18 protein-coding genes are annotated in these 19,163 nt (G+C 57.3%); 12 read left to right on the forward strand and 6 right to left on the reverse strand.

What is annotated here, in order from left to right:
• Positions 1-91 precede the first annotated feature (91 nt).
• The gene (gene gltA / locus ASF29_RS06790) at positions 92-1,381 is read right to left on the reverse strand and encodes a citrate synthase (RefSeq protein ID WP_062449840.1); all 1,290 of its coding nucleotides are present in this window, start codon (positions 1,379-1,381) and stop codon (positions 92-94) included.
• Positions 1,382-1,642: 261 nt separating this feature from the next.
• On the opposite strand from gltA, the gene ASF29_RS06795 reads away from it, so the two are divergent.
• Positions 1,643-4,111 carry a ComEC/Rec2 family competence protein gene (locus ASF29_RS06795; protein WP_244473502.1) on the forward strand — a complete coding sequence of 823 codons (2,469 nt, stop codon included), beginning with the start codon at positions 1,643-1,645 and terminating at the stop codon, positions 4,109-4,111.
• A gap of 22 nt (positions 4,112-4,133) precedes the next feature.
• Here ASF29_RS06795 and ASF29_RS06800 read toward each other — a convergent pair whose 3' ends face one another.
• Complete coding sequence (locus ASF29_RS06800) at positions 4,134-4,811, reverse strand: glutathione S-transferase family protein (protein ID WP_062449842.1); 678 nt, start codon at positions 4,809-4,811, stop codon at positions 4,134-4,136.
• Between the two features lie 357 nt (positions 4,812-5,168).
• Positions 5,169-5,891, reverse strand: coding sequence for a transcriptional repressor LexA (lexA, locus tag ASF29_RS06805; RefSeq protein ID WP_062449950.1), 723 nt, complete (start codon positions 5,889-5,891; stop codon positions 5,169-5,171).
• Positions 5,892-6,152: 261 nt separating this feature from the next.
• Here lexA and kdsA point away from each other — a divergent pair, with 261 nt between their 5' ends.
• The 11 genes from kdsA (at position 6,153) to lipA (ending at position 16,788) form a co-directional block, all read left to right on the forward strand.
• Positions 6,153-7,001 carry a 3-deoxy-8-phosphooctulonate synthase gene (kdsA, locus tag ASF29_RS06810; RefSeq protein ID WP_062449844.1) on the forward strand — a complete coding sequence of 283 codons (849 nt, stop codon included), beginning with the start codon at positions 6,153-6,155 and terminating at the stop codon, positions 6,999-7,001.
• Positions 7,002-7,226: 225 nt separating this feature from the next.
• Positions 7,227-8,501: a phosphopyruvate hydratase gene (gene eno / locus ASF29_RS06815; protein ID WP_062449846.1), complete on the forward strand. Its 1,275-nt coding sequence runs from the start codon at positions 7,227-7,229 to the stop codon at positions 8,499-8,501.
• A gap of 145 nt (positions 8,502-8,646) precedes the next feature.
• A complete protein-coding gene (locus ASF29_RS06820; protein ID WP_062449849.1) occupies positions 8,647-8,964 on the forward strand; it encodes a septum formation initiator family protein in 318 nt (105 codons plus the stop codon).
• A gap of 152 nt (positions 8,965-9,116) precedes the next feature.
• On the forward strand, positions 9,117-10,163 hold the full coding sequence (gene pdhA / locus ASF29_RS06825) for a pyruvate dehydrogenase (acetyl-transferring) E1 component subunit alpha (protein ID WP_062449851.1): 1,047 nt from the start codon (positions 9,117-9,119) through the stop codon (positions 10,161-10,163).
• Positions 10,164-10,181: 18 nt separating this feature from the next.
• Positions 10,182-11,606 (forward strand): pyruvate dehydrogenase complex E1 component subunit beta, encoded by a 1,425-nt coding sequence (locus ASF29_RS06830; RefSeq protein ID WP_062449853.1) that lies wholly within the window; start codon positions 10,182-10,184, stop codon positions 11,604-11,606.
• 15 nt (positions 11,607-11,621) lie between these two features.
• On the forward strand, positions 11,622-13,001 hold the full coding sequence (locus ASF29_RS06835; protein ID WP_062449855.1) for a pyruvate dehydrogenase complex dihydrolipoamide acetyltransferase: 1,380 nt from the start codon (positions 11,622-11,624) through the stop codon (positions 12,999-13,001).
• Positions 13,002-13,060: 59 nt separating this feature from the next.
• Positions 13,061-13,705, forward strand: a complete 645-nt coding sequence (locus ASF29_RS06840) for an SGNH/GDSL hydrolase family protein (RefSeq protein ID WP_062449951.1) — start codon at positions 13,061-13,063, stop codon at positions 13,703-13,705.
• Positions 13,706-13,767: 62 nt separating this feature from the next.
• Positions 13,768-15,213 carry a dihydrolipoyl dehydrogenase gene (gene lpdA, locus ASF29_RS06845; protein ID WP_062449857.1) on the forward strand — a complete coding sequence of 482 codons (1,446 nt, stop codon included), beginning with the start codon at positions 13,768-13,770 and terminating at the stop codon, positions 15,211-15,213.
• A gap of 55 nt (positions 15,214-15,268) precedes the next feature.
• Entirely contained in the window at positions 15,269-15,523 is a 255-nt protein-coding gene (locus ASF29_RS06850; protein WP_062449859.1) for a GlsB/YeaQ/YmgE family stress response membrane protein, read from the forward strand.
• 15 nt (positions 15,524-15,538) lie between these two features.
• Positions 15,539-15,787, forward strand: coding sequence for a GlsB/YeaQ/YmgE family stress response membrane protein (locus ASF29_RS06855; RefSeq protein ID WP_042619429.1), 249 nt, complete (start codon positions 15,539-15,541; stop codon positions 15,785-15,787).
• A 29-nt stretch (positions 15,788-15,816) separates the two neighbouring features.
• The gene (gene lipA, locus ASF29_RS06860; protein WP_062449861.1) at positions 15,817-16,788 is read left to right on the forward strand and encodes a lipoyl synthase; all 972 of its coding nucleotides are present in this window, start codon (positions 15,817-15,819) and stop codon (positions 16,786-16,788) included.
• Between the two features lie 257 nt (positions 16,789-17,045).
• Here the strand turns inward: lipA and ASF29_RS06865 are convergent, their stop codons facing one another.
• The 3 genes from ASF29_RS06865 to ASF29_RS06875 all read right to left on the reverse strand — a co-directional run bounded on the left by ASF29_RS06865 (position 17,046) and on the right by ASF29_RS06875 (position 19,063).
• Positions 17,046-17,978 (reverse strand): DMT family transporter, encoded by a 933-nt coding sequence (locus ASF29_RS06865; protein ID WP_062449863.1) that lies wholly within the window; start codon positions 17,976-17,978, stop codon positions 17,046-17,048.
• Positions 17,979-18,040: 62 nt separating this feature from the next.
• Complete coding sequence (locus tag ASF29_RS06870) at positions 18,041-18,781, reverse strand: AraC family transcriptional regulator (RefSeq protein ID WP_062449865.1); 741 nt, start codon at positions 18,779-18,781, stop codon at positions 18,041-18,043.
• Positions 18,782-18,880: 99 nt separating this feature from the next.
• Positions 18,881-19,063 carry a hypothetical protein gene (locus ASF29_RS06875; protein WP_062449868.1) on the reverse strand — a complete coding sequence of 61 codons (183 nt, stop codon included), beginning with the start codon at positions 19,061-19,063 and terminating at the stop codon, positions 18,881-18,883.
• Positions 19,064-19,163 lie beyond the last annotated feature (100 nt).

The following is a 19,163-nucleotide window of genomic DNA, read 5'->3' on the forward strand; positions in this document are numbered from 1 at the left end:
GTCTGCCAAAGGATGGCAAGGCAGCAGATTGCAATCAATAAAAAAAGCCGGGCGTTGACCCGGCTTTTCCATTCGTTCGTTGCTTGCAAGCTTAACGCTTGGAAACTGGTGTGTAGTCGCGCTTTGCTTCGCCAGTGTAGAGCTGGCGTGGGCGGCCGATGCGCTGCTGTGGGTCTTCGATCATTTCGTTCCACTGTGCGATCCAGCCGACGGTGCGGGCGAGAGCGAAGAGAACGGTAAACATGGTCGTGGGGAAGCCGAGCGCCTTCAGCGTGATGCCGGAGTAGAAGTCGACGTTCGGATAGAGCTTCTTTTCGACGAAATATGGGTCGGAAAGGGCGATCTTTTCCAGCTCGAGCGCGACCTGCATGATCGGATCATCCTGGTTGCCGGTGGCTTCCAGCACTTCGTACATCGTCTTCTGCATGATCTTGGCGCGCGGATCGTAGTTCTTGTAGACGCGGTGGCCAAAGCCCATCAGGCGGAACGGATCGTTCTTGTCCTTGGCGCGGGCGATGTATTCCGGAATACGGTCAACCGAGCCGATTTCGTTGAGCATGTTGAGCGCGGCTTCGTTCGCGCCACCGTGGGCAGGGCCCCAGAGGCAGGCAATACCGGCTGCGATACAGGCGAACGGATTTGCACCGGACGAACCGGCCAGACGAACGGTCGATGTCGATGCGTTCTGCTCATGGTCGGCGTGAAGGATGAAGATGCGGTCCATGGCGCGCGCCAGGACAGGATCGACCTTGTAGTCCTCGCAAGGCACGGCAAAGCACATGTTGAGGAAGTTGGATGCGTAATCCAGGTCGTTCTTCGGATAAACGAAGGGCTGGCCGATGTGGTACTTATAGGCCATCGCCGCAATCGTCGGCATCTTGGCGATCATGCGCAGCGAAGCGACCATGCGCTGGTGCGGATCGGTGATGTCGGTCGAGTCGTGATAGAATGCCGAGAGGGCACCAACCGTGCCGCACATGACGGCCATGGGGTGCGCGTCGCGACGGAAGCCGGTGAAGAAGCGGCTCATCTGCTCATGCACCATGGTGTGGCGCGTGACGCGGGTGTCGAAATCCTTCTTCTGTGCGGTCGTCGGCAGTTCGCCGTAAAGCAGCAGGTAGCAGGTCTCGAGGAAATCGCCCTGTTCAGCCAGTTGCTCGATAGGATAGCCACGGTGCAGAAGAACGCCTTCGTCACCATCGATGTAAGTGATCTTGGATTCGCAAGAGGCGGTCGAGGTGAAGCCGGGGTCGTAGGTGAAGCTGCCGGTATGCTTATACAGCGTTCCGATATCTACGACCTTTGGTCCGATCGTGCCTTCTCGTACAGGGAGTTCGACCTTGTTATCGCCGAGTGTCACTGTAGCGCTAGTTTCCGTCATACCATACCTCCGAAATATGCAGGCGATGCGCGGTGACGCATCAGCCCCGGTTAAGCGTCAGCGATTTAGCTATATGATCCGAGGCATAATGCCAAGCTATCCAGACGGCAAATTGTGCATTGCGGCACGTCAATATCTCGAAATGGAGCATTTCTACGGCATGGTGTTTCATTCTAGGTCAATGCTTCCTTAACTCAGCAGGAGGTTGCAATCTTTGTTTTGTGGTTGCAAACTCAATCGATGCGGCAAGGGGCGCCGGATTTGAACACACAGGACGAAAAACAGCATTTCCGCGGCGCGGAGGCGAGCTTTGCCGCGCAGGCAGAACTCGACGAATTGCTGTTGCCGCTTCATGTCTCGCGCGGCGTCATCGCTGTGGAACGTCTGGAGATGCGGACCGCCAGTACGTGGTATTCTCGCTCCAGACTTTGGGTGGTGGGCCGTATTCAAGAGGAGATCGCGTATCGGCAGGATTTCCTGTTCGTGCCCGTTTTCATTGCCGCGGGCGTGGCACTCTGGTTCGGCCTGCCGGTGACACCATCACGCTGGTTTCTTCTTGCACTTGTTCTCGGCGTCGCATCTCTGGCCGTAGGTTTCCGCCACCGACCGGGTTTGACGACCGCGATATTGAAGGCCGCGGCCTTGCTGGGTCTGGGTATGCTTCTGGCCGACTGGGAGGCACGGCGCGCTGGCACCATTATTCTCGATACGCCCGTGACCACCACTATTGTCGGAACGGTTGAGCGTCGGGAACTCGATGCGCTGGGCAACTGGCGATATCTCGTCGCTTTGTCATCAACTTCGGAGCCGAAGATTGCGCGCGCGCCCCAGACGGTGTCCCTCGTGTCGCGCAGCAGTCACGATGCCATTCCCATAGGCGGTGCGATTACCGGCAAGGCACGGCTTTCTCCGCCGTCAGGGCCAGCTCTGCCCGGGCTGAACGACTTTGCTTTTGCCGCCTATTTTAACGGTATCGGTGCCACGGGGTATTTTTACGGGCCGCCCAAAGCAATGCCATCGAAGGTGGAGGAGGGGAATGCTGGCTTCTGGCTTGAGCAGGCCGATAGCTGGCTTTACACGTTGCGAAGCGGTATCGCGCAGCGCATCCGCCATATCATCGGCGGCGACGCGGGTGCTTTCGCCGCCTCCATTGTCACTGATGAGAGACGTGCTATCTCCGGTGAAACGATGGAGGCGCTTCGCGTTTCCGGTCTTGCCCATATCGTTGCCATATCCGGTTTGAATATGGCACTCGCTGCAGGAATTTTCTTCATTGGCATGCGCAGTGCCTTTAGCCTCTTTCCGGGTTTTTCGCAGCGCCGGCCTGTCAAAAAGATTTCAGCCTTCGCCGCTCTCCTGATGACGCTGTGCTACTATTTGATTTCGGGTTTTGCGGTGTCGGCAGAAAGAGCATGGTTGATGATGTCGATCATGCTGATTGCCGTTCTGGTCGACAAACCCTCGATAAGCCTGCGGAATGTCGCTTTGTCCGCTCTTGTCATCATCGTGCTGTCTCCGCATGAAGTTATGGGCCCTAGTTTCCAGATGTCTTTCGCAGCGACACTGGCGCTGGTTTCCAGCTATTCGTTCTGGAGCAGATGGCGCGGCGAACGGGAAAGGTTCGTCATGGCCAGGCCGCCTCTTTGGCTATCCCTCGCGTCGAAGGCGGGGACGCTGGTGGCTGGCGTTATCGTGACGTCACTGATCGGTGGCATCTCGACTGCAATCTACTCCATCGAGCATTTTCATCGCATCACGACCTACGGGCTGGCAGCCAATCTGGCAGCGATGCCGGTGATGTCGCTGGTCGTCATGCCCTTTGCTCTGATCGGAATGCTGCTGATGCCGTTCGGTCTGGACGCACCGTTTCTTAAAATCATGGGCTACGGCATGGCCGTTGTCATCGACATTGCCAAAACCGTATCGAGCTGGGGTGGAGATGAGACGATCGGACGCCAGAATGGCTGGTTTCTGGCCATTTCGACAAGTGGGTTTCTGCTGATCGCGCTGCTGCGCACACGCTTGGCGCTGATTGGCTTGCCCTTCATAGCGGCAGGGTTCGCAATGCTTGTCATCGAGCAAGGCCGCAGCAGACCGGACCTGCTGATTTATGAAGACGGCTCGCTCGTGGCGCTTTTGACCAAAGATGCCGTGGCGACAACCAAACAGCGAGCATCGGGATTCGTTTATGAGCAATGGGCACGGGCTGTGCCTCTGCCAGACCTGCACATCCCGGCAAATATGTTGGCAACCACAAGATCGTCCGACGAAAAGGAGGCGGATGGAAAACGCCCGAGGCTGAGCGATCAAGATAAAATACGCGCGGCTGAGGAGATGCAAGCGGCCTTCACCAAAGCTGATGTCTTCACCTGCCGAAAAGACAGCTGGTGCGCGGCCAGATCGCAAGAGGGTGCCACCATCGCTGTCATTTTCGATAGCACTCTCACGGCGATGGCCTGTGATGTGGCCAAGATCGTCGTGACGACGCGCCGAGCGCCGTTCAGCGAATGTCATTCCGGAGCGATACTTTTCAGTCAGGACGTCTTGCGCCGGACCGGCTCCTTGGAATTATGGCTTGGGGATGATGCAAGGCCTGTCATTCATGCCAATGCTGCAATGGAGGGCTCCCACCGCGCCTGGACAATGCACCGTGCGTATGAATGGCGCAGTGACCGCTACGAGACAACCTTGCCCTTACCTATCGAGCGCATTCTATCGCCCAACCGGTGAAAGCCATGGAATTCTTGAGAGATCATATTGCGCGCAAGTCTTCAACCCATTCACCCGAGGCGCGGATCTCGACTTCATGGCCTTCGTCACGCCAGGTTTCCCGCAGCGCAGCGTCTTTCCATTCCTGCATCGCGGGCAGAGACAGAAGGTGGTTTTTATAGCTTTCGGACGCCGCAGAAAGCATTGTGCCGTAGGTTTGAAAACGGAAGGCGACAGGGCAGAAAAAGGCGTCGACTGCTGTGAACTTCTGGCCCGCCAGAAACGGTCCGTTGAATTTCGACAGGCCTTCCTGCCAAAGCGCATCGATCCGCTCTATGTCGCGTTTGAGAGCTGCTCCGAGATCGAAAGGCTGGATGCGCAGACCGACGCTCATTGGATGGCTGTTTCTCAGCGCCGAAAAACCAGAATGCATTTCTGCAGCGGCAGAGCGAGACCAGGCACGCGCGGTTCGATCTTGTGCCCAGATGCCATCATGCGTTTCAGCAAGATATTCTGCAATGGCAAGCGAATCCCAAATTGTCAGCCCATCATCAACGAGGCAGGGTACCCGGCCTGTCGGCGAAAATGCCGCAAAACCTGCTGTCGTCTCGCCCATGGGTACCAATTTTTCGGCAAAGGGAATGCCAAGCGTGCGCATCAGAACCCATGCGCGCAAAGACCAGGACGAATAGTTCTTGTTGGTAATGTAGAGCTGATACATGCGACCATCCTCACCAGTTGCTATCCTGATTAGCGCGGAAAAATGCGTCGATAAAGCCGTCCAGAATGATACCAACCCTCAAATTATTTGATGGTTACGTCTGTCATCGCTTGCGAATGATCTCAGGGCCTTATTCGTCATAAAATTGGATGAAGGATTACGAGGTGTTTTTAACAGAGGAGCTAAAAAATCCTTGAACTCACGAAGCTTGATGTCGATAATTATCCGGCTAATTAAAATCTCGAAAAGTTCAAGAAAACGGGGCATATTTGCCCCATCTTGTGCGCCGCTTGCTCATGTGAAGGTTTTTTAGAAGTCATCAAAGCCGCACAGCAGGCTGCGCGGACTTCAAAGCAGTCAATGGTATCTGCGGATCAACCCAACCAGTTTGCCCTGGATTTTTACTCTGTCAGGTCCAAAAATCCGGGTCTCGTAAGCAGGGTTCGCAGCTTCGAGGGCAATGGACGCGCCTTTGCGGCGGAAACGCTTCAACGTTGCTTCTTCGTCGTCCACCAGTGCGACGATGATATCACCGGGGTTGGCGGTGCTCGTGTCGCGAATGATGACCGTGTCGCCGTCGAAAATGCCGGCTTCGATCATCGAATCGCCTCTGACCTCAAGCGCATAGTGCTCGCCAGAGCCCAGCATGTCCATTGGTACGACAACATCATGTGTGTTGTTCTGGATTGCTGAAATCGGGACACCTGCAGCGATTCGTCCCATCACGGGGACGCTGACGGAATCGGAGCCACGATCATTCGAAGCGGGCGGCGGTGGCGGCGTTTCAACCGCCTTTGGCTTGCCAAGACTGCCTTCGATCACGCTTGGCGAAAAGCCGCGCTGAGGCTTTGCCTGTGGTGTGTAGGATTCGGGCAGTTTGATAACCTCGAGCGCGCGCGCCCTGTTCGGTAGCCGGCGAATGAAACCGCGTTCCTCCAATGCTGTGATCAGCCTGTGGATACCGGATTTGGAGGCTAGATCGAGCGCATCCTTCATTTCATCGAAGGACGGCGGCACGCCGGACTCTTTCATTCGCTCATGAATGAAGAGAAGCAGTTCCTGCTGTTTGCGCGTGAGCATGGAATAAACACCCTTGAAGCTTCTAGGCTTTGATTCGTGAAACAAATACAGAACGAACACTATATGTTCCACATGTGTTCTGCAATCCCAAAGTGTTACCCCGGATCATTTAAGGTATCATTGATGCACTGTTCGCCTCGGTCGATTGCTTCGTCTGGTGACTTCGCGTGGGCTTGCTGCTAAGTGCGATGCCATCAAAAGATCAAGGGCTGGTTTGGCGCAGGTGGCGCCAGGGCGCTCCGTTATTTGTGAGGAATCAGGATGAGCGTGACGAATAAGCTGAAGGTTGTTGCCGGGGAAGGTGTGCGCGCAGTTTCCTTCTCCAATACGGAACGTTTCTCGCTGATTGCCGGGCCGTGCCAGATGGAGAGCCGCGACCATGCCTTCATGATTGCCGAGACCATGGTGGAGCTGTGCGGCAGGCTGGGTATCGGTCTTGTCTACAAGTCGTCCTTTGATAAGGCCAACCGCACGTCCCTGTCGGGCCAACGCGGTATCGGGATCGATAAGGCGCTGGAGGTTTTTGCTGAGCTCAAGGAGCAGTTCGGCTTTCCAGTGCTGACGGATATTCACACGGAAGAGCAGTGCGCAATCGTGTCACCGGTTGTCGACATCCTTCAAATCCCGGCGTTTCTCAGCAGGCAAACGGACCTTCTGGTGGCGGCGGCCAAGACCGGTCGGGTCGTCAATGTGAAGAAGGGTCAGTTCCTGGCGCCTTGGGACATGAAGAATGTTCTGGCCAAGCTGAACGATAGTGGCAACCCGAACGTGCTGCTGTGCGAGCGCGGCGCGTCCTTCGGTTATAACACGCTCGTGTCTGACATGCGCTCACTGCCCATCATGGCATCGCTCGGCGCGCCGGTTGTCTTCGACGCGACTCACTCCGTGCAGCAGCCAGGCGGGCAGGGTGGTTCGAGCGGTGGCCAGCGGGAATTCGTGGAAACGCTGTCCCGTGCGGCGATTGCGGTGGGTGTTGCCGGTCTTTTCGTAGAGACGCACGAGGACCCCGATAACGCACCGTCCGATGGGCCGAACATGGTGCACCTCAAGGATATGCCGAAGCTTCTGGAAAAACTGCTGGCGTTTGATGATATCGCGAAGGCTGCGTGACCGCTTTTGGCCTCAATCGATTTTTATGAAAAGACGGCGTCCAGAGATGGGCGCCGTCATTGTAATTTCTTGCGCGTCGTCTACAGCGACGGAGGAAGTTCACATCGAGTCGCTATTCCGTCGCCCTGTTTATCGCGCCGCTCATCCGAAAAGCGCTTCACAGTTTTCGGGATGCACTCTAAGACAGGCAACTGAAAATCCTGTTCCAGTCCCAAGGGAGAGATCATGACAGCCATTACCGATATCATCGCACGCGAAATCCTCGACAGCCGTGGCAACCCCACCGTTGAAGTCGATGTCTATCTGGAAGACGGTTCTTTCGGTCGTGCGGCAGTTCCATCGGGCGCATCGACAGGCGCGCATGAAGCCGTAGAACTGCGTGATGGTGGCAAGCGCTATCTCGGTAAGGGCGTGGAAAAGGCCGTTGAAGCCGTCAATACGGAAATCTTCGATGCGCTGGGCGGTTTCGATGCCGAAAGCCAGATCCATATCGACCAGACGCTGATCGCGCTCGATGGCACGCCGAACAAGTCGCGCCTCGGCGCCAACGCCATTCTCGGCGTGTCGCTCGCTGTTGCCAAGGCCGCTGCTGAGACGACCGGCCTGCCGCTTTACCGCTACGTTGGCGGCCCGAACGCCCATCTGCTGCCCGTACCGATGATGAACATCATCAATGGCGGCGCACATGCCGACAACCCGATCGACTTCCAGGAATTCATGATCATGCCGGTTGGCGCGGAAAGCATCCGTGACGCCGTGCGCATCGGTGCGGAAATCTTCCACGTTCTGAAGAAAGAACTGGCAGCACAGGGCCACAACACCAATGTCGGCGACGAAGGCGGTTTTGCTCCGGGCCTGAAGAGCGCGCCGGAAGCACTCGACTTCATCATGCGTTCCGTCGAAAAGGCCGGTTACAAGCCGGGCGACGATATTGCACTCGCTCTCGACTGCGCATCCACCGAGTTCTTCAAGAACGGCAAATACGAGATGGAAGGCGAAGGCCGCACGCTGGAGCCGGAAGCCATGGCTGACTACCTTGCCGAACTGGCGGGCAAGTACCCTATCATCTCCATCGAAGACGGTATGGCCGAAGACGATTGGGACGGCTGGAAGTACCTGACGGACAAGATCGGCTCCAAGGTTCAGCTCGTTGGCGACGACCTTTTCGTCACCAACTCCGCACGCCTTCGCGATGGTATCAAGATGGGCGTTGCCAACTCGATTCTCGTCAAGGTCAACCAGATCGGCTCGCTGACGGAAACGCTGGATGCCGTCGAGACAGCGCACAAGGCGCGCTACACCGCCGTCATGTCGCACCGCTCCGGTGAAACCGAAGATTCCACGATTGCCGATCTGGCAGTTGCGACCAACTGCGGACAGATCAAGACCGGTTCGCTTTCGCGCTCCGACCGTCTGGCCAAGTACAACCAGTTGATCCGTATCGAAGAAATGCTCGGCCCACAGGCCGCTTATGCAGGTCGTTCCATCCTGCGCGGATAAGAATTGCTTGAAAGTCCAAGAAAAAGGCTCGCTTCGGCGGGCCTTTTTTGTGTGCTGCGGTGGGTGAGGGAATTAAGGTCAACGGATGGTTAAACAAATGCGGTTATGGTGGTTCCAGTAACGCGTTTGAAGGCTGTTTCAGAGTATGTGGACCAAGCATCACAAGAAAAGACGTTTTGGCCGTCTGGTCGTTCCGGCCATCACGGTCGCCTTTCTTTCCTATTTCGGTTATCATTCCATCCACGGCGATTTCGGGCTTCAGGCCACGGAGCGTCTGGAGCGCCAGCGTATTGCCAGAACAGCTGAGCTTGCGAAGCTGACGAAGACCCGCGTTGCGCTGGAGCGTCAGGTCGAATTGATGAGCGATGGATCGCTCGAGCGTGACATGATCGATGAGATATCGCGCTACCAGCTGAATATGTCCCGTCCGGACGAAATCGTCATCATGAACGCATATTTCTGATTAACTGAATTCCGGTTAATCGACTTTTTTAATTTATTCACAGCCACTTAGGCTGAATATGAGCCATGCGTTTATGGCATTGCTGCTTTCCCTTTTCTTGCATATGGTGCGCCCCAATCCAACCATTCTAATGGCAACTCAGGGAGGGATGAATGGCGCCGCGAAAAACCGCGACCGTATCCGGCCGCAAGACCACGGCAAAGACAGCCACCAAGGAATTCACCGGCAAGAACACGCCGGACTTTGGTAAAGACCAGGAGCTGCACGCCTATCGTGAAATGCTGCTCATCCGTCGTTTCGAAGAAAAGGCCGGCCAGCTTTACGGCATGGGCTTCATCGGCGGTTTCTGTCACCTCTACATTGGGCAGGAAGCTGTCGTCGTCGGCATGAACATGTCGCAGAAGGAAGGCGATCAGGTCATCACCGCTTACCGTGACCACGGCCACATGCTGGCTGCTGGCATGAGCGCGCGTGGTGTCATGGCCGAGTTGACCGGACGTAGCGGCGGCTTGTCTAAGGGCAAGGGCGGCTCCATGCACATGTTCTCCAAGGAAAAGCATTTCTACGGCGGACACGGTATCGTTGGCGCACAGGTTTCTCTGGGAACCGGTCTTGCCTTCGCCAACAAGTATCGTGGCAATGACAGCGTTTCCGTCGCCTATTTCGGTGATGGCGCGGCCAACCAGGGTCAGGTCTACGAGAGCTTCAACATGGCGGCTCTCTGGAAACTGCCGATCATCTATATCGTTGAAAACAACCATTATGCGATGGGCACGTCTACCGCCCGCGCAACGGCACAGTCCAACTACTCGCTGCGCGGTTCCGGTTTCGGCATCCCCGGCGTTCAGGTGGATGGCATGGATGTGCGCTCCGTCAAGGCGGCTGCCGACGAAGCGCTGGAGCATTGCCGTTCCGGCAAGGGCCCGATCATTCTGGAAATGCTGACCTACCGTTACCGCGGTCACTCCATGTCTGACCCGGCGAAGTACCGTTCCAAGGACGAAGTGCAGAAGATGCGCGCGGAACATGACCCAATCGAGCAGGTCAAGGCACGCTTGATCGAAAATGGTTGGTCGACTGAGGAAGAACTCAAGGCAATCGACAAGGATGTCCGTGACATCGTGGCCGATAGCGCCGAGTTCGCCCAGAACGATCCGGAGCCGGATGTATCCGAGCTCTACACCGACATTCTGCTCTGATTTGGGAAGGGAGATACCATGCCTATAGAAATTCTCATGCCCGCCCTTTCCCCAACCATGGAGGAAGGCACGCTTTCCAAATGGCTGAAGAAAGAGGGTGACAAGGTTACCTCCGGCGACGTGATCGCGGAAATCGAAACGGACAAGGCAACGATGGAAGTCGAAGCCGTGGATGAAGGCACCATCGGCAAGCTGCTGATCGAGGCCGGCACCGAAAACGTCAAGGTCAACACGGCCATCGCCGTGCTGCTTCAGGAAGGCGAAAGCGCCGACGACATCTCGTCCGCTTCCGCCAAAAAGGAAGAGCCGAAGGCGGATGCTGCCAATTCCGGTTCCGAAGCTGCTGGCGGCAAGACCCGCGAAGCCAGCGAAGAGCCTTCTGCTGCCAAGGAAGCCGCAAAGGTTCCGGCAGCACCGAAGATCGAAGTTGCTGCCGACCCTGATATTCCAGAAGGCACGGAATTCGTAACGCAGACCGTGCGCGAAGCACTTCGCGATGCGATGGCAGAGGAAATGCGCTCCGACGAAAACGTCTTCGTCATGGGCGAAGAAGTGGCCGAATATCAGGGCGCCTACAAGATCACTCAAGGGTTGCTGCAGGAATTCGGTGCCAAGCGCGTGATCGATACGCCGATCACCGAACACGGCTTTGCCGGTATCGGCGTTGGTGCAGCGATGACGGGTCTTCGCCCGATTGTTGAATTCATGACATTCAACTTCGCCATGCAGGCCATTGACCAGATCGTCAACTCTGCTGCCAAGACGCTTTACATGTCTGGTGGTCAGATGGGTGCGCCGATGGTGTTCCGTGGTCCGTCGGGCGCTGCTGCCCGCGTGGCTGCGCAGCACTCGCAGTGCTATGCCGCATGGTACAGCCATATTCCGGGCCTCAAGGTGATCATGCCGTACACGGCTGCTGACGCCAAGGGTCTGCTCAAGGCTGCTATCCGCGATCCGAACCCGATTGTCTTCCTTGAGAACGAAATTCTCTACGGCCAGAGCTTCGAAGTGCCGAAGCTGGATGATTTCGTGCTGCCAATCGGCAAGGCACGCATTCACCGCAAGGGTAAGGATGCGACCATCGTGTCCTTCGGTATCGGCATGACCTATGCGGTCAAGGCTGTTGCGGAACTCGAAAAGCTCGGCATCGACGTCGAACTGATCGACCTGCGCACCATCCGTCCGATGGACCTTCCGACGGTCATCGAATCCGTCAAGAAGACGGGTCGTCTGGTCACGGTGGAAGAAGGCTTCCCGCAGTCATCGGTCGGTGACTTCATTTCCAACAGCGTTCAGCGCGCCGCATTCGATTATCTCGATGCGCCGATCCTGACGATTGCTGGCAAGGACGTACCGATGCCTTATGCTGCGAACCTCGAAAAGCTGGCTCTGCCGAACGTCGATGAAGTCGTTCAGGCCGTCAAAACCGTCTGCTACAAATAAGGGGAGGGCGTTTCGATGCCTATCAACATTACAATGCCTGCCCTTTCCCCCACCATGGAAGAGGGAAATCTCACCAAGTGGCTGGTCAAGGAAGGCGACAAGGTTGGTCCTGGCGACGTGATTGCCGAGATCGAGACCGACAAGGCGACCATGGAAGTGGAAGCCGTGGATGAGGGCGTCGTCGCCAAGCTGGTCGTTCCAGCCGGTTCCGAAGCCGTCAAGGTCAATGCCGTGATCGCGATCCTTGCTGCCGAAGGCGAAGATGTGGCTGACGCTGCCAAGGGCGGTGACGCTGCACCTGAAACGGCTGAAGCACCAAAGCAGGAAGCCGCAAAGGCTGAAGCACCGAAGGAAGAAAAGACGGAAGCTGCTCCTGCCAAGGCTGAAAAGCCTGTTGCAGATCAGGGTCCGGCACCTTCCACGCCAGCACCTGTGTCGAAATCCGGCGAGCGCATCTTCGCGTCTCCGCTGGCCCGTCGTCTTGCAAAGGATGCCGGTCTTGATCTGTCTGCTGTGTCCGGCTCCGGCCCGCATGGTCGTATCGTGAAGACCGACGTCGAGAAGGCAGCTTCTTCCGGCGGTGCCAAGGCTGCTCCGGCGGCTGTTCCATCCGCTGGCGCTGCTGCTGCGGCTCCTGCCAAGGGTCCCTCGGACGAAAACATCCTCAAGCTGTTTGCGGAAGGCTCCTACGAGCTTCTGCCGCATGACGGCATGCGCAAGACGATTGCCTCGCGCTTGACGGAGTCGACGCAGACCGTACCGTCCTACACGGTCTCGATGGAATGTGAACTCGATGCGATGCTGAAGCTGCGCGCGGAGATCAATGCGTCCGCGCCGGTGAAGAAGACGGAGAAGGGCGAGGTTCCGGCCTTCAAGCTTTCCGTCAACGACTTCATCATCAAGGCGATGGCGCTTGCGCTGCGTGACGTTCCGATGGCGAATGCTTCGTGGACATCGACGGCCCGCGTGTTGCACAAGCACGCCGATGTCGGCGTTGCCGTGTCGATCCCCGATGGCCTGATCACGCCAATCGTGCGCAATGCAGAGACGAAGACGCTGTCTGCGATCTCCAACGAGGTCAAGGATCTCGCCAAGCGTGCGCGTGACAAGAAGCTGAAGCCGGAAGAATACCAGGGCGGCACCACATCGGTGTCCAACCTCGGCATGTTCGGCGTCTCGTCCTTCACCTCGATCGTCAACCTGCCGCAGGCATCCATCGTGTCGATCGGCGCTGGCGTCGAAAAGCCGGTGGTTCGTGGCGGCAAGATTGAAGTGGGTACGGTCATGACCGCAACCTTCGCCTTCGACCACCGCGTCATCGACGGCGCGCTCGGTGCAGAACTCGCATCTGCCTTCAAGCGCTACATCGAAAACCCGATGGGCATGCTGGTGTAAAAAACGCTGAGCCGGAAACCGGATGACGGTTTTCGGCTCGCTTCATTGAGGAGTTGGACGTGACGAAAACCGTTCTTTGCTATGGCGACAGTCTGACATGGGGTTTCGACGCCGAAAATCTCGGGCGTCATGCCTTCGAGGACCGCTGGCCGAGCGTTTTGCAAAAGGCGCTGGGAACGGATGTCAATGTCATTGCTGAGGGGCTGAACGGCAGAACCACGGCTTATGACGATCATCTGGCGGATTGCGACCGCAATGGTGCGCGCATCCTGCCGACATTGCTGCACAGTCACGCCCCGCTCGATCTCGTCATCATCATGCTGGGCACGAATGATCTGAAACGCGGTATCGGCAGCGGCAATGCTGTTGGTGCGGTGAAGGGCGTGGAGCGGCTCATCAATCTGGTGCGCAGCCACGTCTGGTCCTTCGATGACGAGCAGCCGGAAATCCTGATCGTGTCTGCGCCGCATATCTGCGAAACGGGCAATGAGATGTTTGCGGCCATGTTTGTCGGTGCGGTCGAACAATCTGAGATGATGGGTTCGCTCTATCGCGATCTGGCGGATGAGAAGGGCTGCGGCTTTTTCGATGCCGCCTCCGTTGCGGTCACGACACCCGTCGATGGCGTCCATCTGGATGCTGAAAATACACGTGCCATCGGTCGCGGCCTCGAGCCCGTCGTTCGCATGATGCTTGGACTTTGAAGATAATCGATTGACGGAGCGGCGCAAGCGTCGCCGTCAAAAAGGTAAAGGCAGGAAATAGAATGGCTCAATCCTACGACGTCATCGTCATTGGCTCCGGTCCGGGCGGCTATATCGCCGCGATCCGCGCTGCGCAGCTCGGGCTGAAGGTCGCTTGCGTCGAGCGCGAACATCTCGCCGGCATCTGCTCGAACTGGGGATGTATTCCGACCAAGGCACTTCTGCGAACAGCTGACGTGATGCACACGGCGACCCACGCCAAGGATTACGGTCTGACGCTGGAAGGCTCAATCAAGCCGGATGTGAAGGCCATCGTTGCGCGTTCGCGTGGCATTGCCGCTCGCATGAACAATGGCGTTGGCTTCCTGTTCAAGAAGAACAAGGTCGATATCATCTGGGGTGAAGCCAAGATCACCAAGCCGGGCGAAATCGTAGTCGGCAAGTCCACCAAGCCAGTCGTGCAGCCGCAAGGCCCCGTGCCGAAGAACACGCTGGGCGAGGGCACCTACACGGCCAAGCACATCATCGTTGCGACAGGCGCACGCCCACGCGCGCTACCCGGCATCGAGCCGGATGGCAAGCTGATCTGGACCTATTTCGAGGCCATGAAGCCGGAAGAGTTGCCGAAATCGCTGCTGGTCATGGGTTCGGGTGCCATCGGCATCGAATTCGCCAGCTTCTATCGTACGATGGGCGTTGACGTGACCGTGGTCGAAATCATGAGCCAGGTCATGCCGGTCGAAGACGCGGAAATTTCCGCCTTCGCCAGGAAGCAGTTCGAAAAGCAGGGCATCAAGATTCATCTGGAAGCCAAGGTTGCCAAGGTCGAAAAGGGTGCCAACTCAGTCACCGCCACCATCGAAAAGAAGGACGGCTCGTCCGAGAAGATCACGGCGGATCGCATGATCTCCGCCGTTGGCGTTCAGGCCAATATCGAGAATATCGGTCTTGAGGCCGCCGGCGTGAAGACCGACCGCGGCTTCATCTTCATCGACGGTTACGGCAAGACCAACGTGCCGGGCATCTATGCTATTGGTGACGTTGCAGGTGGTCCACTGCTTGCACACAAGGCTGAGCACGAGGCTGTCGTCTGCGTCGAGAAGATCGCCGGTCTTCCGAATGTTCATGCGACGGACAAAAGCAAGATACCTGGCTGCACCTACTGCAATCCGCAGGTGGCTTCTGTCGGCCTGACGGAAGCCAAGGCCAAGGAACAGGGTCGCGAAATCCGCGTCGGCCGATTCTCTTTCGCCGCCAACGGCAAGGCCGTGGCGCTGGGTGAAGATCAGGGCATGGTCAAGACCATTTTCGACAAGAAGACCGGCGAGTTGATCGGCGCGCATATGGTGGGTGCGGAAGTAACCGAGCTCATTCAGGGCTTCGTCGTTGCCATGAACCTGGAGACGACCGAAGAAGAGCTGATGCACACGATCTTCCCGCACCCGACACTGTCGGAATCGATGAAGGAAAGTGTGCTGGACGCCTATGGGCGTGCGCTCAACGCTTGATAAATACCCCGGTCACTCCCTATCTCTAAGGGAGTGACTGAAAAGGAGAGCGATCATGTCGATTGCCACGGAAGCCTGGGTTGTTTTTCTGCTGATCGGCCTCGTTGCCGGTTTTCTTGCAAGCCTCGTTGTTGGCGGTGGCGGCTTGATCGGGTGCCTGTTGAGCGGCGTGATCGGCGCATTTGTTGGCGGTTATCTGTTCAATGCCCTCGGCATTTCGCTCGGTATTGAAAACGCGCTGGTGGTGCAGATCATTCACGCGACGGTTGGCGCCATTATCGTGACGCTGATTGCAAGATTGATCGCCTGACGGAGGGCAAGACGAATGGAAAGTGTAGGCTGGATAGCGGCAATCATCATCGGCGGTTTGGCCGGGTGGCTTGCAGGCAAGCTCATGGATATGCGCTTCGGCATCTTCATGAACATCGTGCTGGGCATTGTCGGCTCGGTCGTGGCGGTTGCCGTGCTGCGCACATTCGACGTGTTCGTGCAGGACAGCAGGCTCGGATATTTCGTCACATCTTTCTTGGGCGCAAGCCTTCTGTTATTCCTCGCCAAGCTCGTCAGGCGTTAAACCGTTCAAAGCGGTAGAAGCAGGTTACTATGGTCACTATTCTCGACAGGACAGCACTGGACGAAAAGCGCATCCGCCACCCGGAAAAGGCGCATCGTCCAGACACCGAAGTCATGCGCAAGCCCGAATGGATCCGCGTGAAAGCGCCGACCTCCAAGGGCTATCACGAGACGCGCGAACTGGTGCGCTCCCACAAGCTGGTGACGGTGTGTGAAGAGGCTGGCTGTCCGAATATCGGCGAATGCTGGGACAAGAAGCACGCCACATTCATGATCATGGGTGAAATCTGCACCCGCGCCTGCGCCTTCTGCAACGTCTCCACCGGCAAGCCGAACGCGCTCGATATGCTCGAGCCGGAGAATGTTGCGAAAGCCGTCAAGCAGATGGGCCTCTCCCACGTCGTCATCACCTCTGTGGACCGTGACGATCTGGCCGACGGTGGTGCGGAGCATTTCGAAAAGGTGATCTGGGCCATCCGCGCCGCATCGCCAAACACGACCATCGAAATCCTGACGCCAGACTTCCTGAAGAAGCCCGGCGCGCTGGAACGTGTCGTGGCCGCCAAGCCCGACGTGTTCAACCACAATATGGAAACCGTGCCCGGCAACTATCTCACCGTCCGCCCCGGCGCTCGCTATTTTCACTCCGTACGTCTGTTGCAGCGCGTGAAGGAACTGGACCCAACCATGTTCACCAAATCGGGCATCATGGTCGGCCTGGGTGAAGAGCGCAACGAAGTGCTGCAATTGATGGACGACCTGCGCACCGCAGACGTGGACTTCCTGACCATCGGACAGTACCTCCAGCCGACCCGCAAGCACCACAAGGTCGAAGCCTATGTGACGCCGGAAGAGTTCAAGTCCTATGAGACGATTGCCTACACCAAGGGTTTCCTCATGGTCTCTTCCAGTCCGCTGACGCGTTCTTCGCACCATGCGGGTGATGATTTTGAACGGCTGCGTGCGAACCGGGAGAAGAAGCTGCTAGCTGCGGCTGAATAAGGGAACAGTTGCTCGAAGGTAGTTATTCTAACAGCCTTTCGAGAATTTTGGGATATTGGTTACAACGCAGCAACCCTCATCCTGAGGTGCCCCGAAGGGGCCTCGAAGGACGAGGGTTGCGGGCGGCAAGGTTGAGTTCTTGGCTTGGATGCTTCGAGGCTTTGGCCTGCGGCCAAAGCCTCGAAGCATGAGGGGGAGTATGCCGAGGGCTTCCAGCAGGAGTTGATTGCAGGCAACTTACTAGCCTACGGCCCCACTCACCCATGCACCTTCGCGGGCCGATGGGCCTGCATGCACAGCAACACACTCACCACAACAGCCACAATCGCCGCGCTCTCGATCAGCGTTGGCCCACGCTGTTCCCAGATAAATCCGTAGAGCAACGCAAACAGCGTTTCGAACAGGATCATCTGCCCGACCATGGTCAGCGGTAGAAGTCGGCTCATGCGGTTCCACAGAGCGTTGCCGAGGATGGAGGCGGAGATGCCGAGGCCGATGGCAACGCTGGTGAATTGCAGCCAATCGGAGCCGCTGTGAACATCTGCGTTGAAGCCGAAGGCGGGGATGGCGAGGAGGAGGGCGAGCGCGCCGGTAACGACGCCCGTCATCAGGTTCCACTCGTCGGCGCTGACATCATGCAGACGCGTCAGCCAGCGGGCATTGCCAACGGCAAAGGCGGTCCAGGAGGCCAGCGCGCCCAGAGCGCAGGCAAGGCCGACGATGCGCGTCAGATCGAACCCGCCTTGCCCCTGCGACAGGGACTGCCAGGAAACACCGAAAATGCCGATGGCCCCGAAGAGAAGTGACGGCCACAGCCGTTTCAGCGAGACAGCACCATGGTCGCGGCTGCCGATGATGGTGACTGCCACGGGCAGAAAGCCGATGATGATGGAGGTGAAAGCAACGCCGCTGAGCTGCACCGCCGTCGAGATCAGGACGTAATAGACGATATTGCCGATGACGCTGAGCCAGCCAAGCGCGATCCATTCCGCTTTGCCGAAGCGCGATGCGACTCGCCGGATCTTCGGGCCGATCAGGATCAGCGCAAACACGCCGTAAGTCAGGTATCGCGCCGTCGAAAGCTGCAAAGGTGTAAAGCCGTCAGGGATCAGCTTCGGTGCCAAAAAAATCCCGCCCCAAAGCGCGCCCGCCAGCATGCCGTAAAATACGCCCAGTCCCGTCTTGTTCATGTCATGTCCATTCGTTGCCCGGCGCTATCTGCCACGGTGGCGATGGGCTGTCTTGACATAAACTACTGCGGCCGCTCCGAAAATTCGCGGCGATAGGCGGCGGGCGTCGTGCCTTTGGCGCGTTTCATGGCGCGGGTGAGGGCGGTCTGGTCGGAAAAACCAGCACGGTCGGCAATCTCGGCAATCGGCAGAGATGAGCCCGCGAGAAGTGAGCAAATCTTTTCCATGCGGATATCGGAGAGCCACAGATGCGGCGTCTCATCGAACTGCTCGCGGAAAATGGCGTGCAAGCGGCTGACGCTGATATCAGCGTGCTCGGCCATGCGCTGGAGGCTCCACGGCATGAACGGGTCGATTTCGACGAGCGTCTTGAGCTCGGAAAGTCTGGATGTCACATCAGGCGTTTCGCCTGCGAGGCTTGCAACGAGGATCGGCGTCCATGCTTCAGCGGCTTTGGCTCCCACTTCGCCGCTCTGCATCACCCTGTGCATATAACGCGTGAGCCTCATCGTTCTCGGGTTGAGGTCGATAAAGGGTCTTGATGAAAATTTGTCGAGAATATCAGCGCCCACCGTCTGCTCGTCCAGATCAACGACCAGCGAGCGGTTGACCACGTTGCTGGTCTGGGTGTGCGACGTATTCTTGTGAACCAGCACGCCCCTGGAAGGCGATAATCGTTCCTGTAGCCCGCAGACATCGATTTCCAGCTGTCCGGCAACGGGCAGAACGATCTGCACAAAGGCGTGGCGTTCATCCGGGGTCTCGTCGCGGTAGGAGCGCAGATCGACAGACACGGTTTGCATGCGATCTTCCTCCCGTTCCCCAAAACGAAATATGGCCGCGACGCGGCCACTCACTGTTTCGATGATCTCATGTCATGCGGAAAACCGCCAGCCTGCATCTCAGACTTCGGCTTCCTGCTTGACGGTTGATTCGCCACGCTTGCGTTTGCGCAGAACCGGCTTGTTTTCCCGCGCCTCGCACTTGGCGACATCGATGAGGTAGGCCAGCATCGGCATGCTGTTCATGGATGCCAGCTGTTTTGCGGATTCCAGAAGGTTGATGATATTGGCAAAATCGTCCATCGTATCACTCGGTTGTTTGGTTGCATCCCAAGGCTGCAATCGCTGTTGTTGTTAAATAACGCCGAGCCCGGTCGGGTTGCAATAGTCAATTTCTGCAAAC

Origin of the sequence: Rhizobium sp. Leaf262 (assembly GCF_001422245.1) — a bacterium.
Lineage (GTDB): Bacteria > Pseudomonadota > Alphaproteobacteria > Rhizobiales > Rhizobiaceae > Agrobacterium.